20 protein-coding genes are annotated in these 17,758 nt (G+C 60.8%); 16 read left to right on the top strand and 4 right to left on the bottom strand.

The annotated features are described in order from the left end of the window. Positions 1-231 precede the first annotated feature (231 nt). The 14 genes from Q0844_RS08190 to Q0844_RS08125 all read left to right on the top strand — a co-directional run bounded on the left by Q0844_RS08190 (position 232) and on the right by Q0844_RS08125 (position 10,699). On the top strand, positions 232-1,086 hold the full coding sequence (locus Q0844_RS08190) for a CoA ester lyase (protein WP_299043731.1): 855 nt from the start codon (positions 232-234) through the stop codon (positions 1,084-1,086). Positions 1,087-1,089: 3 nt separating this feature from the next. Further along, the gene (locus Q0844_RS08185) at positions 1,090-1,644 is read left to right on the top strand and encodes an NnrU family protein (protein WP_299043729.1); all 555 of its coding nucleotides are present in this window, start codon (positions 1,090-1,092) and stop codon (positions 1,642-1,644) included. 4 nt (positions 1,645-1,648) lie between these two features. Continuing rightward, on the top strand, positions 1,649-1,852 hold the full coding sequence (locus Q0844_RS08180) for a DUF1737 domain-containing protein (protein ID WP_299043727.1): 204 nt from the start codon (positions 1,649-1,651) through the stop codon (positions 1,850-1,852). After that, positions 1,852-2,883, top strand: a complete 1,032-nt coding sequence (locus Q0844_RS08175) for a MaoC family dehydratase (protein WP_299043723.1) — start codon at positions 1,852-1,854, stop codon at positions 2,881-2,883. Before Q0844_RS08180 ends, Q0844_RS08175 begins: the two co-directional genes overlap by 1 nt. A 70-nt stretch (positions 2,884-2,953) precedes the next feature. Next, positions 2,954-3,664, top strand: a complete 711-nt coding sequence (locus tag Q0844_RS08170; RefSeq protein ID WP_299043721.1) for a DUF4344 domain-containing metallopeptidase — start codon at positions 2,954-2,956, stop codon at positions 3,662-3,664. Between the two features lie 50 nt (positions 3,665-3,714). After that, the gene (locus tag Q0844_RS08165) at positions 3,715-4,374 is read left to right on the top strand and encodes a DUF1194 domain-containing protein (RefSeq protein WP_299043718.1); all 660 of its coding nucleotides are present in this window, start codon (positions 3,715-3,717) and stop codon (positions 4,372-4,374) included. Positions 4,375-4,525: 151 nt separating this feature from the next. Further along, complete coding sequence (sdhC, locus tag Q0844_RS08160; RefSeq protein WP_299043717.1) at positions 4,526-4,909, top strand: succinate dehydrogenase, cytochrome b556 subunit; 384 nt, start codon at positions 4,526-4,528, stop codon at positions 4,907-4,909. Positions 4,910-4,921: 12 nt separating this feature from the next. Continuing rightward, positions 4,922-5,293: a succinate dehydrogenase, hydrophobic membrane anchor protein gene (gene sdhD / locus Q0844_RS08155; protein WP_299043716.1), complete on the top strand. Its 372-nt coding sequence runs from the start codon at positions 4,922-4,924 to the stop codon at positions 5,291-5,293. A gap of 42 nt (positions 5,294-5,335) precedes the next feature. Beyond that, a complete protein-coding gene (sdhA, locus tag Q0844_RS08150) occupies positions 5,336-7,141 on the top strand; it encodes a succinate dehydrogenase flavoprotein subunit (RefSeq protein WP_299043714.1) in 1,806 nt (601 codons plus the stop codon). Positions 7,142-7,148: 7 nt separating this feature from the next. Next, on the top strand, positions 7,149-7,976 hold the full coding sequence (locus Q0844_RS08145; RefSeq protein ID WP_299043711.1) for a hypothetical protein: 828 nt from the start codon (positions 7,149-7,151) through the stop codon (positions 7,974-7,976). Next, the gene (locus Q0844_RS08140) at positions 7,973-8,302 is read left to right on the top strand and encodes a hypothetical protein (protein WP_299043709.1); all 330 of its coding nucleotides are present in this window, start codon (positions 7,973-7,975) and stop codon (positions 8,300-8,302) included. Before Q0844_RS08145 ends, Q0844_RS08140 begins: the two co-directional genes overlap by 4 nt. Positions 8,303-8,315: 13 nt before the next feature. Beyond that, the gene (locus tag Q0844_RS08135) at positions 8,316-9,095 is read left to right on the top strand and encodes a succinate dehydrogenase iron-sulfur subunit (protein WP_299043707.1); all 780 of its coding nucleotides are present in this window, start codon (positions 8,316-8,318) and stop codon (positions 9,093-9,095) included. A 52-nt stretch (positions 9,096-9,147) separates the two neighbouring features. Then, positions 9,148-9,936: a hypothetical protein gene (locus tag Q0844_RS08130; RefSeq protein WP_299043704.1), complete on the top strand. Its 789-nt coding sequence runs from the start codon at positions 9,148-9,150 to the stop codon at positions 9,934-9,936. Then, positions 9,854-10,699: a DUF1989 domain-containing protein gene (locus tag Q0844_RS08125; protein WP_299043702.1), complete on the top strand. Its 846-nt coding sequence runs from the start codon at positions 9,854-9,856 to the stop codon at positions 10,697-10,699. The genes Q0844_RS08130 and Q0844_RS08125 overlap by 83 nt, the downstream gene beginning before the upstream one ends. A 36-nt stretch (positions 10,700-10,735) precedes the next feature. On the opposite strand, the gene deoD is transcribed toward Q0844_RS08125, so the two are convergent. The 4 genes from deoD to Q0844_RS08105 all read right to left on the bottom strand — a co-directional run bounded on the left by deoD (position 10,736) and on the right by Q0844_RS08105 (position 14,713). Next, a complete protein-coding gene (gene deoD / locus Q0844_RS08120; RefSeq protein ID WP_299043699.1) occupies positions 10,736-11,440 on the bottom strand; it encodes a purine-nucleoside phosphorylase in 705 nt (234 codons plus the stop codon). A 189-nt stretch (positions 11,441-11,629) separates the two neighbouring features. Further along, positions 11,630-11,950: an H-NS histone family protein gene (locus Q0844_RS08115; RefSeq protein WP_299043698.1), complete on the bottom strand. Its 321-nt coding sequence runs from the start codon at positions 11,948-11,950 to the stop codon at positions 11,630-11,632. 323 nt (positions 11,951-12,273) lie between these two features. Next, positions 12,274-14,244: a protein meaA gene (locus tag Q0844_RS08110; protein ID WP_299043695.1), complete on the bottom strand. Its 1,971-nt coding sequence runs from the start codon at positions 14,242-14,244 to the stop codon at positions 12,274-12,276. 73 nt (positions 14,245-14,317) lie between these two features. Further along, positions 14,318-14,713 (bottom strand): hypothetical protein, encoded by a 396-nt coding sequence (locus tag Q0844_RS08105; protein WP_299043693.1) that lies wholly within the window; start codon positions 14,711-14,713, stop codon positions 14,318-14,320. A gap of 83 nt (positions 14,714-14,796) precedes the next feature. Here Q0844_RS08105 and Q0844_RS08100 point away from each other — a divergent pair, with 83 nt between their 5' ends. Both Q0844_RS08100 and ccrA read left to right on the top strand, forming a co-directional pair. After that, on the top strand, positions 14,797-16,185 hold the full coding sequence (locus Q0844_RS08100; RefSeq protein WP_299043690.1) for a 1-acyl-sn-glycerol-3-phosphate acyltransferase: 1,389 nt from the start codon (positions 14,797-14,799) through the stop codon (positions 16,183-16,185). Between the two features lie 111 nt (positions 16,186-16,296). Beyond that, on the top strand, positions 16,297-17,577 hold the full coding sequence (gene ccrA / locus Q0844_RS08095; RefSeq protein ID WP_299043687.1) for a crotonyl-CoA carboxylase/reductase: 1,281 nt from the start codon (positions 16,297-16,299) through the stop codon (positions 17,575-17,577). Positions 17,578-17,758 lie beyond the last annotated feature (181 nt).

Raw genomic sequence — 17,758 nt, 5'->3', positions numbered from 1 at the left:
GGCGGCCCTGCCGAAACGGCCCTCCCCGTGCATCGGAATGGGCAAAGACTGCGGCGGGAGGCTTGAATAATGGTTAACGCACCGCGCGGAGGTGTTTGCAATTTGAAGAAATGCGGGGTCGTCCAGCCTGAAACGGTGTCGAATTTCTGCAACGCAGAAAATTGCGCTTGAACTATCTGGCAAAAAATGCCCCTTTCCGCGCAACTTTATGACTCGCAAGGATCACGACCCATGGCCCTCGACCGCCCTCTTCGTTCTGTTCTTTACATTCCGGGGTCCAAGCCGCGTGCGCTGGACAAGGCGCGCGGTTTGCCGGTCGATGCGATCATTTTTGACCTCGAAGATGCGGTGTCGCTTGAAGAGAAGGAAAGCGCGCGCGCCACGCTGGCCGACGCACTGGCGCAGGGCGGTTATGGTGCACGGTTCAATATCGTGCGGATCAACGCATTCGACACGGCCTGGGGCCGGGATGATGCACAGGCGGCGGCCGCCATGGGCGCTGACGCCGTGCTGTTGCCCAAGGTGAACGGCCCGGCCGACCTGGATGCGTTGGCCGCCATAACGGGCGATATGCCGCTGTGGGCGATGATGGAAACGCCACTGGGCATGATCAACGCGGCTGCGATAGCAGCACATCCCAAGCTTCAGGGCATGGTCATGGGCACCAATGATCTGGCCAAGGAGTTGCAGAGCCGGTTCCGGGCGGACCGGCTGCCATTGCAAACCGGGTTGGGCCTGTGTCTTCTGGCTGCCAAGGCGCATGGATGTGCCATCGTCGATGGTGTCTATAATGCGTTCAAGGACGACGCGGGATTGCAGGTCGAATGCGATCAGGGTCGCGATATGGGCTTTGATGGCAAAACGCTGATCCACCCGGCCCAGGTTGACATTGCCAATGGCGCGTTTTCGCCTTCGGAAGATGAAATTGACCTGGCCCGCCGGCAGATCGCAGCGTTTGAAGAAGTCGAGGCATCCGGCCAGGGCGTGGCCGTTGTCGATGGACGAATTGTCGAAAATCTGCACATCGTGACCGCGCGCGAGACGTTGGCCAAAGCCGATGCGATCGCGGCTATGGCGGAAGGATAAGCGATGTACTGGATCATCCTGATTGCGGGTGTAGCCCTGTGGTGGGCCGCCCATCTGTTCAAACGTGTGGCTCCGGCCCGTCGGGCGTCTATGGGCGACCCGGGCAAGGGGGCTGTGGCTCTGGCGATCGCGGCTGCCATCGTGCTGATGATCATCGGCTATCGCGGCGTGGAGTTCATCCCCGTGTGGCAACCGCCCGCCTTTATGGTGCACGTCAACAACCTTGCTATGCTGATCGCGATCTACCTGCTCAGCCCTGCGCCCAAGCGCGGCAAGTTGGTGTCGGGCATGCGGCATCCGATGCTGACCGGCTTTTCGATCTGGGCCGCGGCACATCTTTTGGTCAACGGCGATCTTGCCTCGATCCTGATGTTTGGCGGCTTGCTTGTCTGGGCCGTTCTGACCGCCCGCATCATCAATAGCGCCGAACCGGGCTGGCAGCGCGGGCCAGAAGGCACGCTTGCCAAGGATGCGATGTTTCTGGCCGGATCCGTTGTGCTGCTGGGGTTGATCGGGATGGTGCACAATTGGCTGGGTGTCTGGCCGTTCCCTGGGTAAGTGTATGAAACTCTATCGTTTTTTGTCCGAAGAGGACACGTCCACCTTTTGCCATAAAGTTACCGCCGCCCTGAACGCGGGCTGGGACCTGCACGGATCACCCACGCAGACCTGGGACCACGCCGCCGGGACCATGCGATGCGGACAGGCTGTCACGAAAGAGGTGCCCGGCGATTACACCCCGGACATCAAGTTGGGAGACCAGTGATGGCCAAGACCAATGCGGGCCGCTTTTTCGAGGACTACCATGTCGGCGATGTGCTGACCCATGCCGTGCCGCGGACTGTTGGGGGTGGGGAGCGGGCGCTTTATCACGCGCTCTACCCGGCGCGGCACGCATTGTATTCGTCGGACAGTTTTGCGCGGGCCTGCGGACTTGCCGCATCCCCTCTGGATGACATGATTGCCTTTCACACGGTCTTTGGCAAAACCGTGCCTGATGTGTCCCTGAACGCGGTGGCGAACCTTGGCTATGCCGAGGGCCGCTGGATGTTGCCGGTTTGGCCTGGCGACACGCTGACCGCGCGATCCGAAGTGATCGGGGTCAAACAGAACTCCAACGGAAAGACCGGCGTTGTCTGGGTCCGCACCACCGGTCGCAATCAGCGGGGCGAAGATGTATTGGATTATGTCCGTTGGGTGATGGTGCGCAAAGGCAAGGTCGACGCGCCCGCGCCGGACACGGTCGTGCCTGATCTGGACACGGTTGTCCCCGCGGGGACACTTGTGGTGCCGGAGGGCTTGCGGTTCGACAGCTACGATTTCGACCTTGCGGGCGAGCGGCACCGCTGGGGCGATTACGAGATCGGGGAGCAGATCGATCACGTTGACGGCGTGACAGTCGAAGAGGCCGAGCACATGATGGCGACGCGCCTGTGGCAGAACACGGCCAAGGTACACTTTGACACGTCGGCGCGGCCGGACGGCACCCGGCTGATCTATGGCGGACATGTGATTTCGTTGGCGCGGGCGCTGTCTTTCAACGGGTTGGCCAATGCGCAGATGGTGGTTGGCCTGAACGCGGGCGCGCATGCGAACCCTTGCCTTGCCGGCGATACCGTTCGGGCCTGGTCCGAGGTGTTGGACAAGGCCGAAACGGCGGCCCCTGGCGTTGGTGCGATCCGGTTGCGCCTTGTGGCGACCAAGGGCGGTGCACCTTTTCGGTTGCGGGGCGAGGACGGAAAATATGTGCCTGAGGTCTTGCTCGATCTGGATTACTGGGCCTTGATGCCGCTGTAGGGGATGACAGGGCGACGCGCGTCTGACGACGACGCCCCACCCGCCATCCCGCACTGTGCGAGGTAATGTGATGTTGCGATACGTAGTGCTGGCCCTGATGCTGCCCGGTGCTGCCCTGGCGAATGAAGAGCGCGAAGCCTTCGTCAAGGCGAACCTGCTGGGCATTTTCTATCACGAACTGGGTCATGCCCTGATCGATATCCTGCAATTGCCCGTGTTCGGACAGGAGGAGGATGCCGCTGACGTCGCCTCCATCCTGCTGATTGACGGCTTTTACGAGGAAGAGGCGGCGCAGGCACTGGCCTATGACACGGCCTTCGGCTTTCTGGCCGAGGCGGATTTTGCCGGCGACGTTGCCTATTGGGATGTGCACGGACCTGATGAACAACGGTTCTACAACACCGTCTGCCTGTTCTATGGCGCCAACCCCGGCGCGCGCGAGGATTTTGCCATCGACCTCGGCCTGCCAGAAGAGCGCGCCGACACCTGTCCCGAGGAGTTCCAGCTGGCTCTGGACAGCTGGGGCCCCGCCTTTGACGACATTGCCGGGCGGGGCGACACCATATTGTTTGATGATGGCGGCCACGCGCTGCTGACCTCCGAAGTTATGGCTGCGGAGGTTGCTGCGCTGAACGAGGACTTTGAACTGCCAACCACATTGGGTGTGCGCATCGAATCCTGTGGCGAGGCGAATGCGTTCTACGACCTGGGCACCACCGAAATCATCATGTGTACCGAGTTCGAAGATCACCTGCGCCAGTTATACGACAGTCTTGAATAGCGTCGCATTTGTGATGTGCAGCCGTGGGTCCTGCGCGCTAGGATCGGGGCATGTGGCGCCTGGTACCCCTGATCGTCTTGTTGGCCGCGCCGGTCCGGGCCTGCGACCTGGCATTGCTGTTGGCGGTGGACGTGTCCGGGTCCGTCGATGCCCGGGAATACCGCATCCAGATGGACGGATTGGCCCATGGTCTGCGGGACGGGATTGTGGCGGATGCCCTTGTCGAACAGCGGGCACAGGTGGCGCTGGTGCAATGGACCGGTTCGTCGCGCCAGCGCCAGACAATTCCATGGACGCGGATCACCACGTACAGGGACGTGCTGGCGCTGGCCGACAGGGTCGAAGCGGACGAGCGTGTCTGGCGCAATTATTCCACCGCCATTGGCGAGGCGTTGATCATTTCGCGCACTGCTTTTGCGCCGGTCGCGCATTGCCTGCGCAAGGTGATTGATGTGTCAGGCGACGGGGTGTCAAACGAAGGTGTGGAACCGGCGACCCAACGGCCTGATCTGGACCATGACGGCATCACCGTGAATGCCATCGCCATCGAGACGGACCAGACCGATCTGACGGCCTATTTCTTCGAAAACCTGATCACCGGACCTGGTGCCTTTGTGGTGACGGCACAGGGATTCGAAGATTACCCCGAACAGATCAAACGCAAGCTGCAACGCGAGACCACGAGGCAGGTGACTTATTTTGCAGAGTAGCTGAACTTGTGATCACACGCATTTCATGTGTGATCACATTTGCGCAGAATCCTGCAAATGCGCCAAAAAACCGCAACAATTGTGAAAGCCTCGCGCGTGACACGGGCGTAAAAAGGAGTATCAAGAGGCAGCCGAAGATAAAGGAAGCGCCATGGCCGACGTCAATCGGGGCAATCGCCCGCTCTCGCCGCATATTGAGATTTACCGTCCGCAATGGACATCGATCTCCTCTATCATGGTGCGGATCACCGGCATCGGTTGCCTGCTTGCAAGCGTTCTGGTCGTGGCATGGTTGCTTGCCGCTGCCACGTCCGAGGCGGCGTTCAACTCGGTTGACTGGCTCCTGCGCAGCATCTTGGGTCAGTTGGTCCTGATCGCCGCGATGTGGGGCATCTTCTACCACATGCTGGGCCGTTTGCGTCACGTCATCTGGGACTTCGGCTATCTCGTCCAGGTCCCGGTGTCCGAGACCATGGCCAAGGGCATGTTCATCGGCGCAACCGTGCTGACGCTTCTTGTTCTGATCGCGGTTTAAGGAGGGATCGACATGCGCTATTTGACAGACCGCAAACGCGCCATGGGTCTCGGCTCGGGCCGCGAGGGCACGCATCACCACTGGCAGATGATGGTCAGCTCGATCCTGCTGGTGCCGCTGGTGCCCATCATGGTCCTGCTGTTTGCCTCTGCCCTCGGTGGCGGCCATGCGGATGTGCTGGCGTTCTTCAGCCGCCCGATCCCGGCCATCCTGATGGCGTTGTCCCTGATCGTCATCGTTGTGCATCTGATGCGCGAAGCCCACGCCGCGATCGAGGATTACGTGCACGGCACGGCGGGCAAATTGACGCTGATCGCCACAACGGCCTTTGCTTACACCATGATTGCCGCAGGTTTGTTTGCAATCGCACGCATCGCGCTTTGACATTTCCCGGGCGGCAAGGCCCGAACCGTACAGGAGGCCGAAATGGCTGCATATGATTACGAGACGCATGAATATGACGTCGTGGTCGTGGGGGCCGGCGGCGCCGGACTGCGCGCGACGCTTGGCATGGCCGAACAAGGGCTGCGCACCGCCTGCGTGACCAAGGTGTTCCCGACCCGCTCGCACACCGTCGCGGCCCAAGGTGGCATTGCAGCGTCGCTGTCGAACATGGGCCCGGACAACTGGCAGTGGCACATGTACGACACCGTCAAGGGCTCTGATTGGCTGGGTGACACGGACGCGATGGAATACCTTGCCCGTGAAGCGCCCAAGGCGGTGTACGAGCTTGAACATTACGGGGTGCCGTTCTCGCGCACCGAAGAGGGCAAGATCTACCAACGCCCCTTTGGCGGTCACACCACCGAATTTGGCGAAGGCCCCCCCGTGCAGCGCACCTGCGCCGCCGCCGACCGGACCGGCCACGCGATCCTGCACACGCTCTACGGCCAGTCGCTCAAGAACAACGCGGAATTCTACATCGAATACTTCGCCATCGACCTGATCATGTCCGATGACGGCGTCTGTCAGGGCGTGCTGTGCTGGAAGCTCGATGACGGCACCATGCACCTCTTTGCGGCCAAGATGGTCGTGCTGGCGACAGGCGGCTACGGGCGCGCGTATTTCTCCGCTACATCCGCCCACACCTGCACCGGCGACGGTGGCGGTATGACGGCCCGCGCCGGTCTACCCCTGCAAGACATGGAATTCGTGCAATTCCACCCCACCGGCATCTACGGCTCGGGCTGCCTGATCACCGAAGGCGCGCGGGGCGAGGGCGGCTACCTTACCAATTCCGAAGGCGAGCGGTTCATGGAACGCTACGCGCCGACCTACAAGGACCTCGCCTCCCGCGACGTGGTCAGCCGCTGCATGACCATGGAAATCCGCGAAGGGCGCGGCGTGGGGGCGGACAGTGATCACATCCACCTGCACCTCAACCACCTGCCGCCCGAAACGCTGGCTGAACGGTTGCCGGGCATCTCGGAAAGCGCACGCATCTTTGCGGGCGTGGACCTGACCAAGGAACCCATTCCGGTCCTGCCCACCGTTCACTACAACATGGGCGGCATTCCCACGAATTACTGGGGCGAAGTGCTGGCACCGACCAAGGACAACCCCGACAACGTGTCTCCCGGCCTGATGGCCGTGGGCGAGGCAGGCTGTGCGTCCGTCCACGGGGCGAACCGCCTCGGCTCCAACTCGTTGATCGACCTTGTGGTGTTCGGTCGTGCCGCCGCCATCCGCGCCAAGGATGTGGTGGACCCGGCGGCCCCCGTGCCAACGCCCAGCAAACGGTCGATCGAGGCGGCGTTCTCGCGCTTCGACGGCCTGCGCTATGCCAAGGGCCACGTGCCGACCGCCGAACTGCGCCTGGAAATGCAGCGCACCATGCAGGCCGACGCCGCCGTGTTCCGCACCGACAAGACACTGGCCGAGGGCGAGGAGAAGATGAAAGGGGTCGCTGGCAAGCTGGATGACCTGAAAGTGACGGATACGTCGCTGGTCTGGAACTCCGACCTGATGGAGACGCTGGAACTGACGAACCTGATGCCCAACGCGGTCGCGACGATCACGGCCGCGGCTGCGCGCAAGGAAAGCCGGGGCGCGCATGCGCACGAGGATTACCCCGACCGCGATGACGAGAACTGGCGCAAGCACTCCCTTGTCTGGTTCAAGGGCAACGCGGCCAGCCTGGGCTATCGTGGCGTGCATCTGCAACCGTTGACCAGCCATAATGATGGCGGCATCGACCTCAAGAAAATCGCGCCGAAGGCGCGGGTGTACTAAGGCCCGCATGGACCAGGCGGTGCACAGCGCGGATGACACGGGTCTCGTTCCCGGGCGGGTCCTGCGCATCTATGGTATGCGCCGGTCCGGCAATCATGCGTTGATCGACTGGATCATGCGCAACGCCCCGGGCGGCAACGGGTTGTTTCTGAACAATTGCCGCCATGGGGGCGATCCCGTTGCATCCTGCAGCAGCCTGTCCCTGTTCGAAAACGGCGCCGACGCGGGGCGCGGCGGTAAATGGAAGAAGATCGACCTGGCGGGGGACAAACCGTTTGTCGCGGTGTCCTACGAAGACAGAATGCCACCGGCGGCCCCGAAGCCGCTGTTTGCGTGCCCGGAAACGCTGGTCATCATTTACCGCAGCTTCCTGCACTGGGCCGCCTCGCTTTTGCGCAAGATTCAGGGAAATGGAGGCTACGGCCCGCTGGATCGCAACCGGGTGATGGCGCGCGCGCTCAGCACCTATGGCGATATGCTGGTCCGTGTGCAGGACGACGACATTGTGGCCTTGTGCTACGACGATTGGACCTCTGATCCGCAATACCGCGAAACAGCATTGGCGCGGCTGGGCTTGCCGGGACGTGACCTTGGCCTTGGGACGGTGCAACGCTATGGCGGGGGATCGTCCTTTCAGAACGCGGCTGACGTGGCAGAGCTGACAACGGATAAGCGCAGCGCGCAGATGGCGGATGATCACGAATACCAGATGCTGCTCTGGACCGCGTCGCGCGACACGGGCTTTATGACCAAGCTGGCAAAGCTGTTTCCCGCCGACGCCAAACGGCTTGATGGGTTGCGGGACGCCGCGCGGGCTAAGGTAGTATTGCCATGATCCGTGCCGCCGCGCTTGTAACCCTGCTGACGCTCACCGCCTGTGCCGAAGCCACCGAGGCTGTCGATGGTGTGGCCCGCCGCAGCGCCAAGGCTGCGGTGGCCGAGACGCTTGTCACCCGTTTTCCGGCTGTGCCCGAAGCGGCTGTCACACCATTCACCGACTGCGTGATCGACAACGCCTCCGCCCGCGAGATCGGCGAATTTGCCAAGGATGCCGTGATCGGTGTCTCTGAAACAACAGTCGCGCTGGTCACATCCGTGCTCCAGCGCCCCGAAACCCAAACTTGCATCACACGCGCAGGGCTTGCCCTGCTCACCGCGTGAAAGGAGAACCGCAATGGTCCAGCTAAAACTCCCCAAGAACTCCCGCATGACCACGGGCAAGACGTGGCCCAAACCCGAAGGCGCCACCAACCTGCGCAAGTTCCAGATCTATCGCTGGAACCCGGATGACGGCAAAAATCCGTCCGTGGACACCTATTTCGTTGATCTGGATGATTGCGGCCCGATGATGCTGGACGCGCTGATCTACATCAAGAACAAGATCGACCCGACGCTGACCTTCCGCCGCTCGTGCCGGGAGGGGATCTGTGGGTCCTGCGCGATGAACATCGATGGTATCAACACGCTTGCCTGCATCTACGGCATGGATGAGGTGAAGGGCGACGTGAAAGTCTATCCCCTGCCGCACATGCCCGTGGTCAAGGACCTGATCCCGGACCTGACCCACTTCTATGCACAGCACGCCAGCATCATGCCGTGGCTGGAAACCAAGACAAACCGCCCCGCCAAAGAGTGGAAGCAGTCCATCGAAGACCGCAAGAAACTCGATGGTCTGTATGAATGTGTCATGTGCGCCTCGTGCTCGACCTCCTGCCCCAGCTACTGGTGGAATGGCGACCGCTACCTTGGACCGGCAGCACTGCTGCACGCCTATCGCTGGATCATCGACAGCCGGGACGAGGCGACGGGCGAGCGGCTCGACGACCTTGAGGATCCGTTCAAACTGTATCGGTGCCACACGATCATGAACTGCGCCAAAACGTGCCCCAAGGGGCTTAATCCGGCCGAAGCAATTGCGAACATCAAGAAGATGATGGTCGAGCGCACGGTCTGAACCCGCTTGTCCTTGATGCCGCGCAGCGACACACTGCGCGGAGCGAGGGAGCATGACCGACATCACATTTCTCTGCCCGCGCGACCTGTCGGACAAGATCCGCGCACCCGCGGCGAGACTTGTGCCTGACGGGTTGGGCACTCTGGATCGCGAAATGGGCATGGCGGATGCGCACGGCTTGCCAGCACCTGCCGTGCGCGCGTGCCTACCTGTCGCGGATGCTATGGCACAAGGGTGGATCATGCGCACGCCCCTTGTCGTGACGATCAGGGCGGACCCGGCCGCCGGCGTGCTCAACTTTCAAAATGCTGATGATACGCCCTTGGCCCTGATCGAAATGCACCACCCCGCCCAGATCGATGCACCGCGCGCGCCTTCTGAAAAGGCGACGCCGCTGACGGTCCTGAACCTGTGGCGGGTTGTATTGCCTGCGGGCTGCTTGGCCAGTGTCCGTCACCCGTTCAACCATTTCGAGTTGCCCTTCACGGCCTTTGCCGGGGCGGTTGATTGCGACGTTCTGGATGTGGCTGTCAACGTGCCGGTAATCTGGACCGGCGATGGCGCGGACATCCATCTGCCGACGGGCCAGCCATGGTGCCGGTCATCCCGTTCCAGCGCAGCGTGCAAGTGCGCCGCGCCGATATCCGTGGCGACATCAAGGCCAAGGCCGCCAGCCGCGCTGCGACACTTGCGCGAAAGCACACCGAAGACTCCGTCTATGCCCGCGAATGGCGCAGGCGGCACGAGAAGGAAGAGCCATGTCCATCCCATCAGATGCGGCCGCACGCCGCGCCATCCCGCCAATCATCTGCTATCCGCCCGACACTTTGCCCGCGCCTGACATGGCCCGCTATGGCCGTGCCCGCGACGGCATGACCCTGGTCAGCGAGGCCATCGCCGCCCCGCGCGAGGCCGCGACATTCGAAGTGCCTGCCGGTCACATTTTTCGCATCTCGTCGGTCGAGGGACCGCAGGTCGGGGACCTCAACCTCTGGAACCTGCGTGACCTTTCGGAACGGTTTTATTCCGGCAAGACCCGCGCGCTGCACGGCACGCATGTCGATACAGGTGACCGGCTTTGGTCCAGTTTCCCGACATTGCGCCCCATGGCCACAATCATCCACGATACTCTGGATTGGTACGGGTTTGACGATTTCGGTGGCGGCGTGCATGACGTGATTGGAACGCGCTGCGACCCCTACACCGGCAACCTGCTGCAGGGCGGACATTATCACCATTGCTGCCACTCGAACCTGACCCGTGCGCTTGCTGATCACACGGGCCTGCCCCTGCACGAGGCTGAAATGCATGTGCATGATGTCATGAACGTGTTCATGTGCACGGGTTTTACACGTGACACCGGCCAATACTTCATGAAGGCAAGCCCCGTGCGCCCCGGCGATCACATCGACATGCTGGCCGAAATCGACCTGCTTGGCGCGCTCAGCGCGTGTCCCGGCGGGGATTGCGGGTCTGAACATTCTTCGGATGTCGCACCGTGTCACCCGCTCAGGATCGAGGTCTTTGCCCCCGCCCCGGGTGCGCTTGATGGCTGGCAAAGCCCGCCGCCCAACGGCTATGACCGCAGCCACGGTCGACAATAGCGGGGCACGCTTGCGCTGGGACCGCGCCTTGTTGTGCTAGGCGAACGCAGCTTCCAGCGCAATCTCCACCATGTCGCCGAATGTTTTTTCGCGGTCCTCGCTTGGCAGCGCTTCTCCTGTCTGAAGGTGGTCGCTCACGGTCAGGACGGCCAGCGCGCGGCGTCCGTGGCGCGCGGCAAGCGTGTAAAGTTCCGCCGCCTCCATCTCGACCCCGAGAATGCCATGGCGGACCATCTGTTCGTCAAGGTCTGCCCGCTCGGCATAAAACACGTCCGACGAATAGATGCCGCCGACATGGGTCGCGGTGCCCTTTGCCTTGGCCGCGGTCACGGCCGCCGCCAGCAGGTCATAGTCGGCGCACGGGGCAAAGTTGATCTCTTTGAAAAAGCTGGACGAGGGTGAGGTGATGGTGCTGGCCGTCATGGCGATGATCACGTCGCGAATGCCGACATGGGCCTGCATCCCGCCGCAGGATCCGATCCGGATCAAGGTCTGAGCGCCATAGGTCGTGATCAGTTCATTGGCGTAGATCGACAATGACGGCATGCCCATGCCGGACCCCTGAATGGTGACGCGGTTGCCCTTCCAGGTGCCGGTAAAGCCCAGCATGCCGCGCACTTCGTTGACCAACTCGGCCCCCTCCAGAAACGTCTCGGCTGCCCACTTGGCGCGATAGGGATCGCCGGGCATCAAAACAGTTTCGGCAATCTGGCCGGGTGCGGCGCCGATATGAACGGTCATGGTCAACTCCTTTCGATGGATGATGCGTGCTGGCTTAAACAGAAATGGGGGAAAGAAAAACAGGCCATGCGAAAAACGCGCGAAATGGCCGGGGCAGGGTGGGCCCGCACGTTTGCTGCAGGCACCGAAACGAAACTGGCCGCGTCCCTTTCAAATGAACGCGGCCAGATTCCAAAAGCAGGATGTGGTTCAGATTTCCATCTGCTCCGCCGGTGTGCCCGCGTCAATCGCCGTTTTGAACCAGTTCGGCTGACGGCCTTTGCCGGTCCAGGTTTGTGTCGGATTTTCCGGGTTCATGTATTTCGGTTCCGCGCTTGATGATTTCGTACCGCGGCCGCCTTTCTTTCCCGTCAGCTCATCCAATGAAAACCCGAACTCAGCGGCGGCTTTTTGCGCGGCGGCCAATGCGTCCTGTTTCTCTGACTTACGTCGTTGCACGATTGCCTCGTCAATATCCGCGCGCAAAGCTTCCAGTTCTTTGCGGCTCATTTTGTCGAGTTTTACTGCCATTTTATTTGTCCCAAGTTAGCAATTGTTCTTACCGTATTCGGATAAACACCCGCAAAATCAATACTGTGGCTTCACTATTTTGTGTCAGCGGCGGTTCGTTGCTCGTTATGCGCGTTTCTTTCGACTGGTGGTGGAATTGGATTTTGCGTTTCCTGCGCAATTCTCGCCACAGTAGCAACAATCGACCCTTCGGCATTTAGTGTCTTGCCGCGAACATGCCAATGAACCGTCGCTGTTTCACATCACATACAGGCACGGGTTATTGCTCCCGCGCACTCGGCCAGGCTGTCGAAGACATAAGATCAGCATTGAAAGCAGGTGCGCTACTCTGCGGCGACCGCCTTTGGATCGGCCAGCGTGACGATATCCAGCATGATGGTATTCAGTTCGAAATCCTTGGGCGTATAGACGCGCGCCACGCCCATGGCGCGCAACCGGTCTGCGTCATCGTCAGGAATGATGCCTCCGACAATGACAGGCACATGGGACAATCCGGCCGCCTGCATCCGTTGCATCAGGTCCTCGACCAGAGGGATGTGACTGCCTGACAGGATGGACAGGCCCACCACGTGTGCGTCGTCTTCGCGCGCGGCGTTGACGATTTCTTCGGGCGTCAGGCGAATGCCTTCATAGGCGATGTCCATGCCGCAATCCCGTGCTCGGACGGCAATTTGTTCCGCGCCATTGGAATGTCCGTCAAGCCCGGGTTTGCCAACAAGAAACTTCAGCCGGCGCCCCAGGCGGTCACTGACAGCGTCAACGGCGTCGCGTAGATCATCCAGACCTTCGGTCATGTTCGACCGGCCAGAGGACACCCCTGTCGGGCCGCGATATTCGCCATGCACGGCGCGCATCTGCGCGGCCCACTCGCCGGTGGTCACGCCCACGCGCGCGCAGGCGATGGAGGCCGGCATGACGTTCTCACCCGCCGCAGCCGCCGCGCGCAAATCGGCAAGGGCGGCTTTCACGGCGGCATCGTTCCGGTCAGCTTTCCACGCGTTCAGGCGGTCAATCTGTTCCTGCTCCACCGCGGGGTCCACAACCATGATCCCGCCGTCCCCGGTCATCAGCGGCGACGGCTCGCCCGCCTGATACTTGTTCACGCCGACCACAACGGTTTCGCCCTTCTCGATGCGGTTCAAACGCTCCGCATTGGATTGGACCAATTGCGCTTTCATATAGTCGATGGCCGCAATGGCCCCGCCCATCGCATCAAGATTCTCCAATTCGTGCCGGGCACCGGCCTTCAGATCCTCAACCTTGGCATCCACAGCCGGATTGCCATCAAACAGGTCGTCAAATTCCAGAAGATCCGTTTCAAGGGCCATGATCTGCTGCATACGCATCGACCATTGCTGATCCCAGGGGCGGGGCAGGCCAAGCGCCTCGTTCCAGGCAGGCAATTGCACCGCGCGGGCGCGCGCCTTTTTCGACAGTGTCACGGCCAGCATTTCAATCAGAATACGGTAGACGTTGTTTTCAGGTTGCTGTTCGGTCAGGCCCAGCGAATTGACCTGCACGCCGTAGCGGAAACGGCGGAATTTTGGGTCCGTCACGCCATAGCGTTTCTCGCAAATCTCGTCCCACAGATCGACAAAGGCGCGCATTTTGCACATCTCGGTCACGAACCGAATGCCCGCATTCACAAAGAAGGAAATGCGGCCCACCACTGCCGGGAAATCGGCTGGGTCAATGCGCGGCTTCAATTCGTCCAGTACCGCCGTGGCGGTGGCAAGGGCAAAGGCCAATTCCTGTTCCGGCGTCGCGCCGGCTTCTTGCAGGTGATAGGAACACACGTTCATCGGGTTCCATTTCGGCACGTTGGTATAGCAATACTCAGCCACATCCGCGATCATCTTCAACGACGGTTTCGGCGGGCAGATATAGGTGCCCCGGCTCAGGTATTCCTTGATCAGATCGTTTTGAACCGTGCCCTGCAATTTGGACACGTCGGCGCCCTGTTCCTCGGCCACGGCGATATAGAGTGACAACAGCCACGGTGCAGTGGCGTTGATCGTCATTGATGTATTCATCTGTTCCAAGGGAATCTGATCAAACAATGCGCGCATGTCACCCAGATGCGCGACGGGCACGCCAACCTTGCCCACTTCGCCACGGGCCAGCACATGATCGCTGTCATACCCGGTCTGCGTTGGCAGATCGAAAGCCACGGACAGTCCGGTCTGCCCCTTTGCCAGGTTCGACCGATACAGCGCATTCGATGCAGATGCCGTTGAGTGGCCCGCATAGGTGCGGATCAACCAGGGGCGGTCTTTCTGTGCAGGCTGCGACATGCGTGCTCTCCCGTGAATCGACTGGGTAAGAAAATTTCGTGTAAACGGAGGTATAGGTAATTTTCTGGCGCAGTCAATGCGCTGCGTCGCGGCATTTTCTGCGCTGCGGCCAGATGGCGACGGCAAACATCAACCAGCCCAGAACCCCCGTGCTGTGCGCCGACAACGTCGCTGGGCCGGTAAATGTCAGAAGGGCGACAAGCTCTTGCGGCGGCGGCGGGGCCTTGATCACCGATTGCGCGGGCAGGCCGTCAAAGATCATGCGGTAATAGGTATAGTAGCCTTGGGGCGAGGCCCAGACAAAGGTGATGAATGCCACGATCCAAACAGGCACGCGCATGATCAGGGGGCGGCGCAGCACCAGCAACCGGGTAAACCCGAGGGCAAGTGCGGCAAACAAAAGCGATACACAGGCCAGCCCGATCTGGCCCCACATGGTCAGGGTATAGAAGGAATCTCCGTTATACATTGGCGCAGTTTCGGCCCGGGCGATGGGAAACGCCAGACCATTTCCCTTGCCCCCACACCATAACGGCTGCAAGGGTTCACGCGATGATGACGACCGTTGAACTCCCCCTTTGGCTTTTTGTGCTGATTGTGCTGTTCGCGGCAGTGACGTTTGCCTCGCATTTTCTGTTTCCGTCCGTGCGCTGGTTCTTTCGGAGGCGGTTGGAACGGGCCGTCGCGCGGTTGAATGAACGGCTGACCCGACCAATCGAACCGTTCAAGCTGGCGCGCCGCTATGACATGATCCAGCGCCTGATCTACGATCCCGAAGTGACCGAGGCCATTGTGGCCCACGCCGAAGACCACGACGTGCCCGAGAATGTCGCGTTTGAGCAGGCGCGCCGTTATGCGCGTGAAATCGTGCCCAGCTTCTCGGCCTTTGCGTATTTCAGCTTTGGTGCACGCGCGGCCCGCTGGCTGGCCACAGCACTTTATGATGTGCGCACCGGACTGAACAACGATCAGCAAATCCAAAGCGTCGATCCCGATGCCACGGTCGTCTTCGTGATGAACCACCGCAGCAACATGGACTACGTGCTGGTCACCTACCTGGCCGCCCGGGCCTCGGCCCTCAGCTATGCGGTTGGCGAATGGGCACGGGTGTGGCCGCTGTCGCGGTTGATCAAATCGATGGGGGCATATTTCATTCGCCGCAAGTCGCGTGGTGCGCTTTATCGCAAGGTTCTGTCCCGCTATGTGCAGATGGCGACAGAGGGCGGGGTGACGCAGGCCATTTTCCCCGAGGGCGGACTGAGCGTGAACGGCCAACTCATGCCGCTCAAGATGGGGCTCCTGTCTTATGTGGTCGAAGGCTACGATCCCCAAAAGCGCGATGTGGTCTTTGTGCCGGTGGCGATAAACTATGACCGCGTGTTGGAGGATCGGGTGCTGATTGCCGCGGATCAGCGGGGCGACCGGCGTTTCGGGGTCAGCATGACGGTGGTCATGGCCGCGATCCTGCGGCTTTTGTGGCAATGGGTCACCCGTCGCTATCGCAAGTTCGGCACCGCATCGGTTGTGTTTGGCCCACCTGTTTCCCTGAAGGCACTTGGCCGGGACCGCGATCTTGACGATCTGGCGGAGACGTTGCGCGACAGCATTCAGGACGTGATGCCAGTGCCCTTTGTACCGCTGTTGGCCCGCGTATTCATGATGGCGTCTGAGCCGTTGAAAGAAGTGGACCTGGTGCACCATGTGAAATCAGGAATGCCATCCACGCGCGGCACGCGGCCACCACTCACGGATGACGAACTGGCCGACCGTGTGCAACGCGCGTTCGAGGACATGCAGCACAGGGGGATGGTCGAAGCCGCAGGCTCCGGGTGGCGGCGCAGACAAGAGGAGACGGCGCTGTTCCGCTTTTATGCCAACTCGATTGACGATCTGTATGCCGACAGCATCTCGTCTGTGAATGCTGCGACCGCAAAGTCATAAAATTACAAAAAATGCGAAATCTGGGTTGCTTTATTGCGTATCGATCCATATTCAGCCCTAACGCAGTCGATTCTGCGCTGCGGCACAGACTTCTCAACACGGAGGCTCAACATGGCACTCGACACCGGCATCGCGTCCTACGACGCACCTGAAAAAGACCTCTACGAGATGGGTGAAATCCCGCCCATGGGTTACGTCCCCAAACAGATGTATGCGTGGGCCATCCGCCGCGAACGCCACGGGGATCCCGACACGGCCATGCAGCTCGAAGTCGTCGATGTGCCGACACTCGATAGCCACGAGGTGCTGGTGCTCGTTATGGCGGCCGGTGTGAACTACAATGGTGTCTGGGCCAGCCTGGGCAAGCCAATCTCGCCCTTCGACGGTCACGGGCAACCGTTCCACATCGCCGGTTCCGATGCGTCCGGCATCGTGTGGGCCGTCGGTGACAAGGTGAAACGCTGGAAGGTCGGGGACGAAGTGGTGATCCACTGCAACCAGGACGACGGCGACGACGAACACTGCAACGGCGGCGATCCTATGTATTCGGAAAGCCAGCGCATCTGGGGCTACGAAACGCCAGATGGGTCCTTTGCCCAGTTCACCAATGTCCAGGCCCAGCAGTTGATGCCGCGCCCCAAGCATCTGACGTGGGAAGAAAGCGCCTGTTATACGCTGACACTTGCCACCGCCTACCGGATGCTGTTCGGTCACGAACCCCATGACCTGAAGCCCGGCCAGAACGTGCTGGTCTGGGGGGCATCGGGTGGCCTGGGCTCTTATGCGATCCAGCTGATCAACACGGCAGGTGCCAACGCCATCGGTGTCATCAGCGACGAAAGCAAACGTGACTTCGTGATGGATCTGGGCGCCAAGGGCGTCATCAACCGCAAGGATTTCAATTGCTGGGGTCAGCTGCCAACGGTCAACACGCCCGAATATGCAGAATGGTTCAAAGAGGCGCGCAAGTTTGGCAAGGCCATCTGGGACATCACCGGCAAGGGCGTGAATGTGGACATGGTGTTCGAACACCCCGGCGAAAGCACGTTCCCCGTGTCGACCTTTGTCTGCAAGAAGGGCGGAATGGTCGTGATCTGCGCCGGCACCACCGGCTACAACCTCACTTTCGACGTGCGGTACATGTGGATGCACCAGAAGCGCCTGCAAGGCAGCCACTTTGCCCATCTCAAGCAGGCCTCTGCCGCCAACAACCTGATGGTTGAGCGCCGGCTTGATCCCTGCATGTCCGAAGTCTTTACCTGGGAAGACCTGCCCGAGGCGCACATGAAGATGATGCGCAACGAACACAAGCCCGGCAACATGTCGGTGTTGGTGCAGGCCCCCAAGACCGGTCTGCGCACTCTGGACGACGCTGTGGCGGCCCGCCGTTAACGCATCACACGTCTGAGACGAATGTAAATGCCCGCGAATCACCCTCAGGTGTCGCGGGCATTTTTGCGTTCAAAGCCGGGGCCAGTCGTATCAATGGCTTGAAAAATGTCGCCTCGCTATTTCTGGGGAGTGGAAATACGTGAATTTTCTGGCGGGATTAACACATGCTATAGTTGTGTTA

The sequence above is a fragment of the uncultured Tateyamaria sp. genome, from assembly GCF_947503465.1.
In the GTDB taxonomy this organism is placed as follows: Bacteria; Pseudomonadota; Alphaproteobacteria; order Rhodobacterales; family Rhodobacteraceae; genus Tateyamaria.
This window is presented reverse-complemented; position numbering and strand designations above follow the sequence as displayed.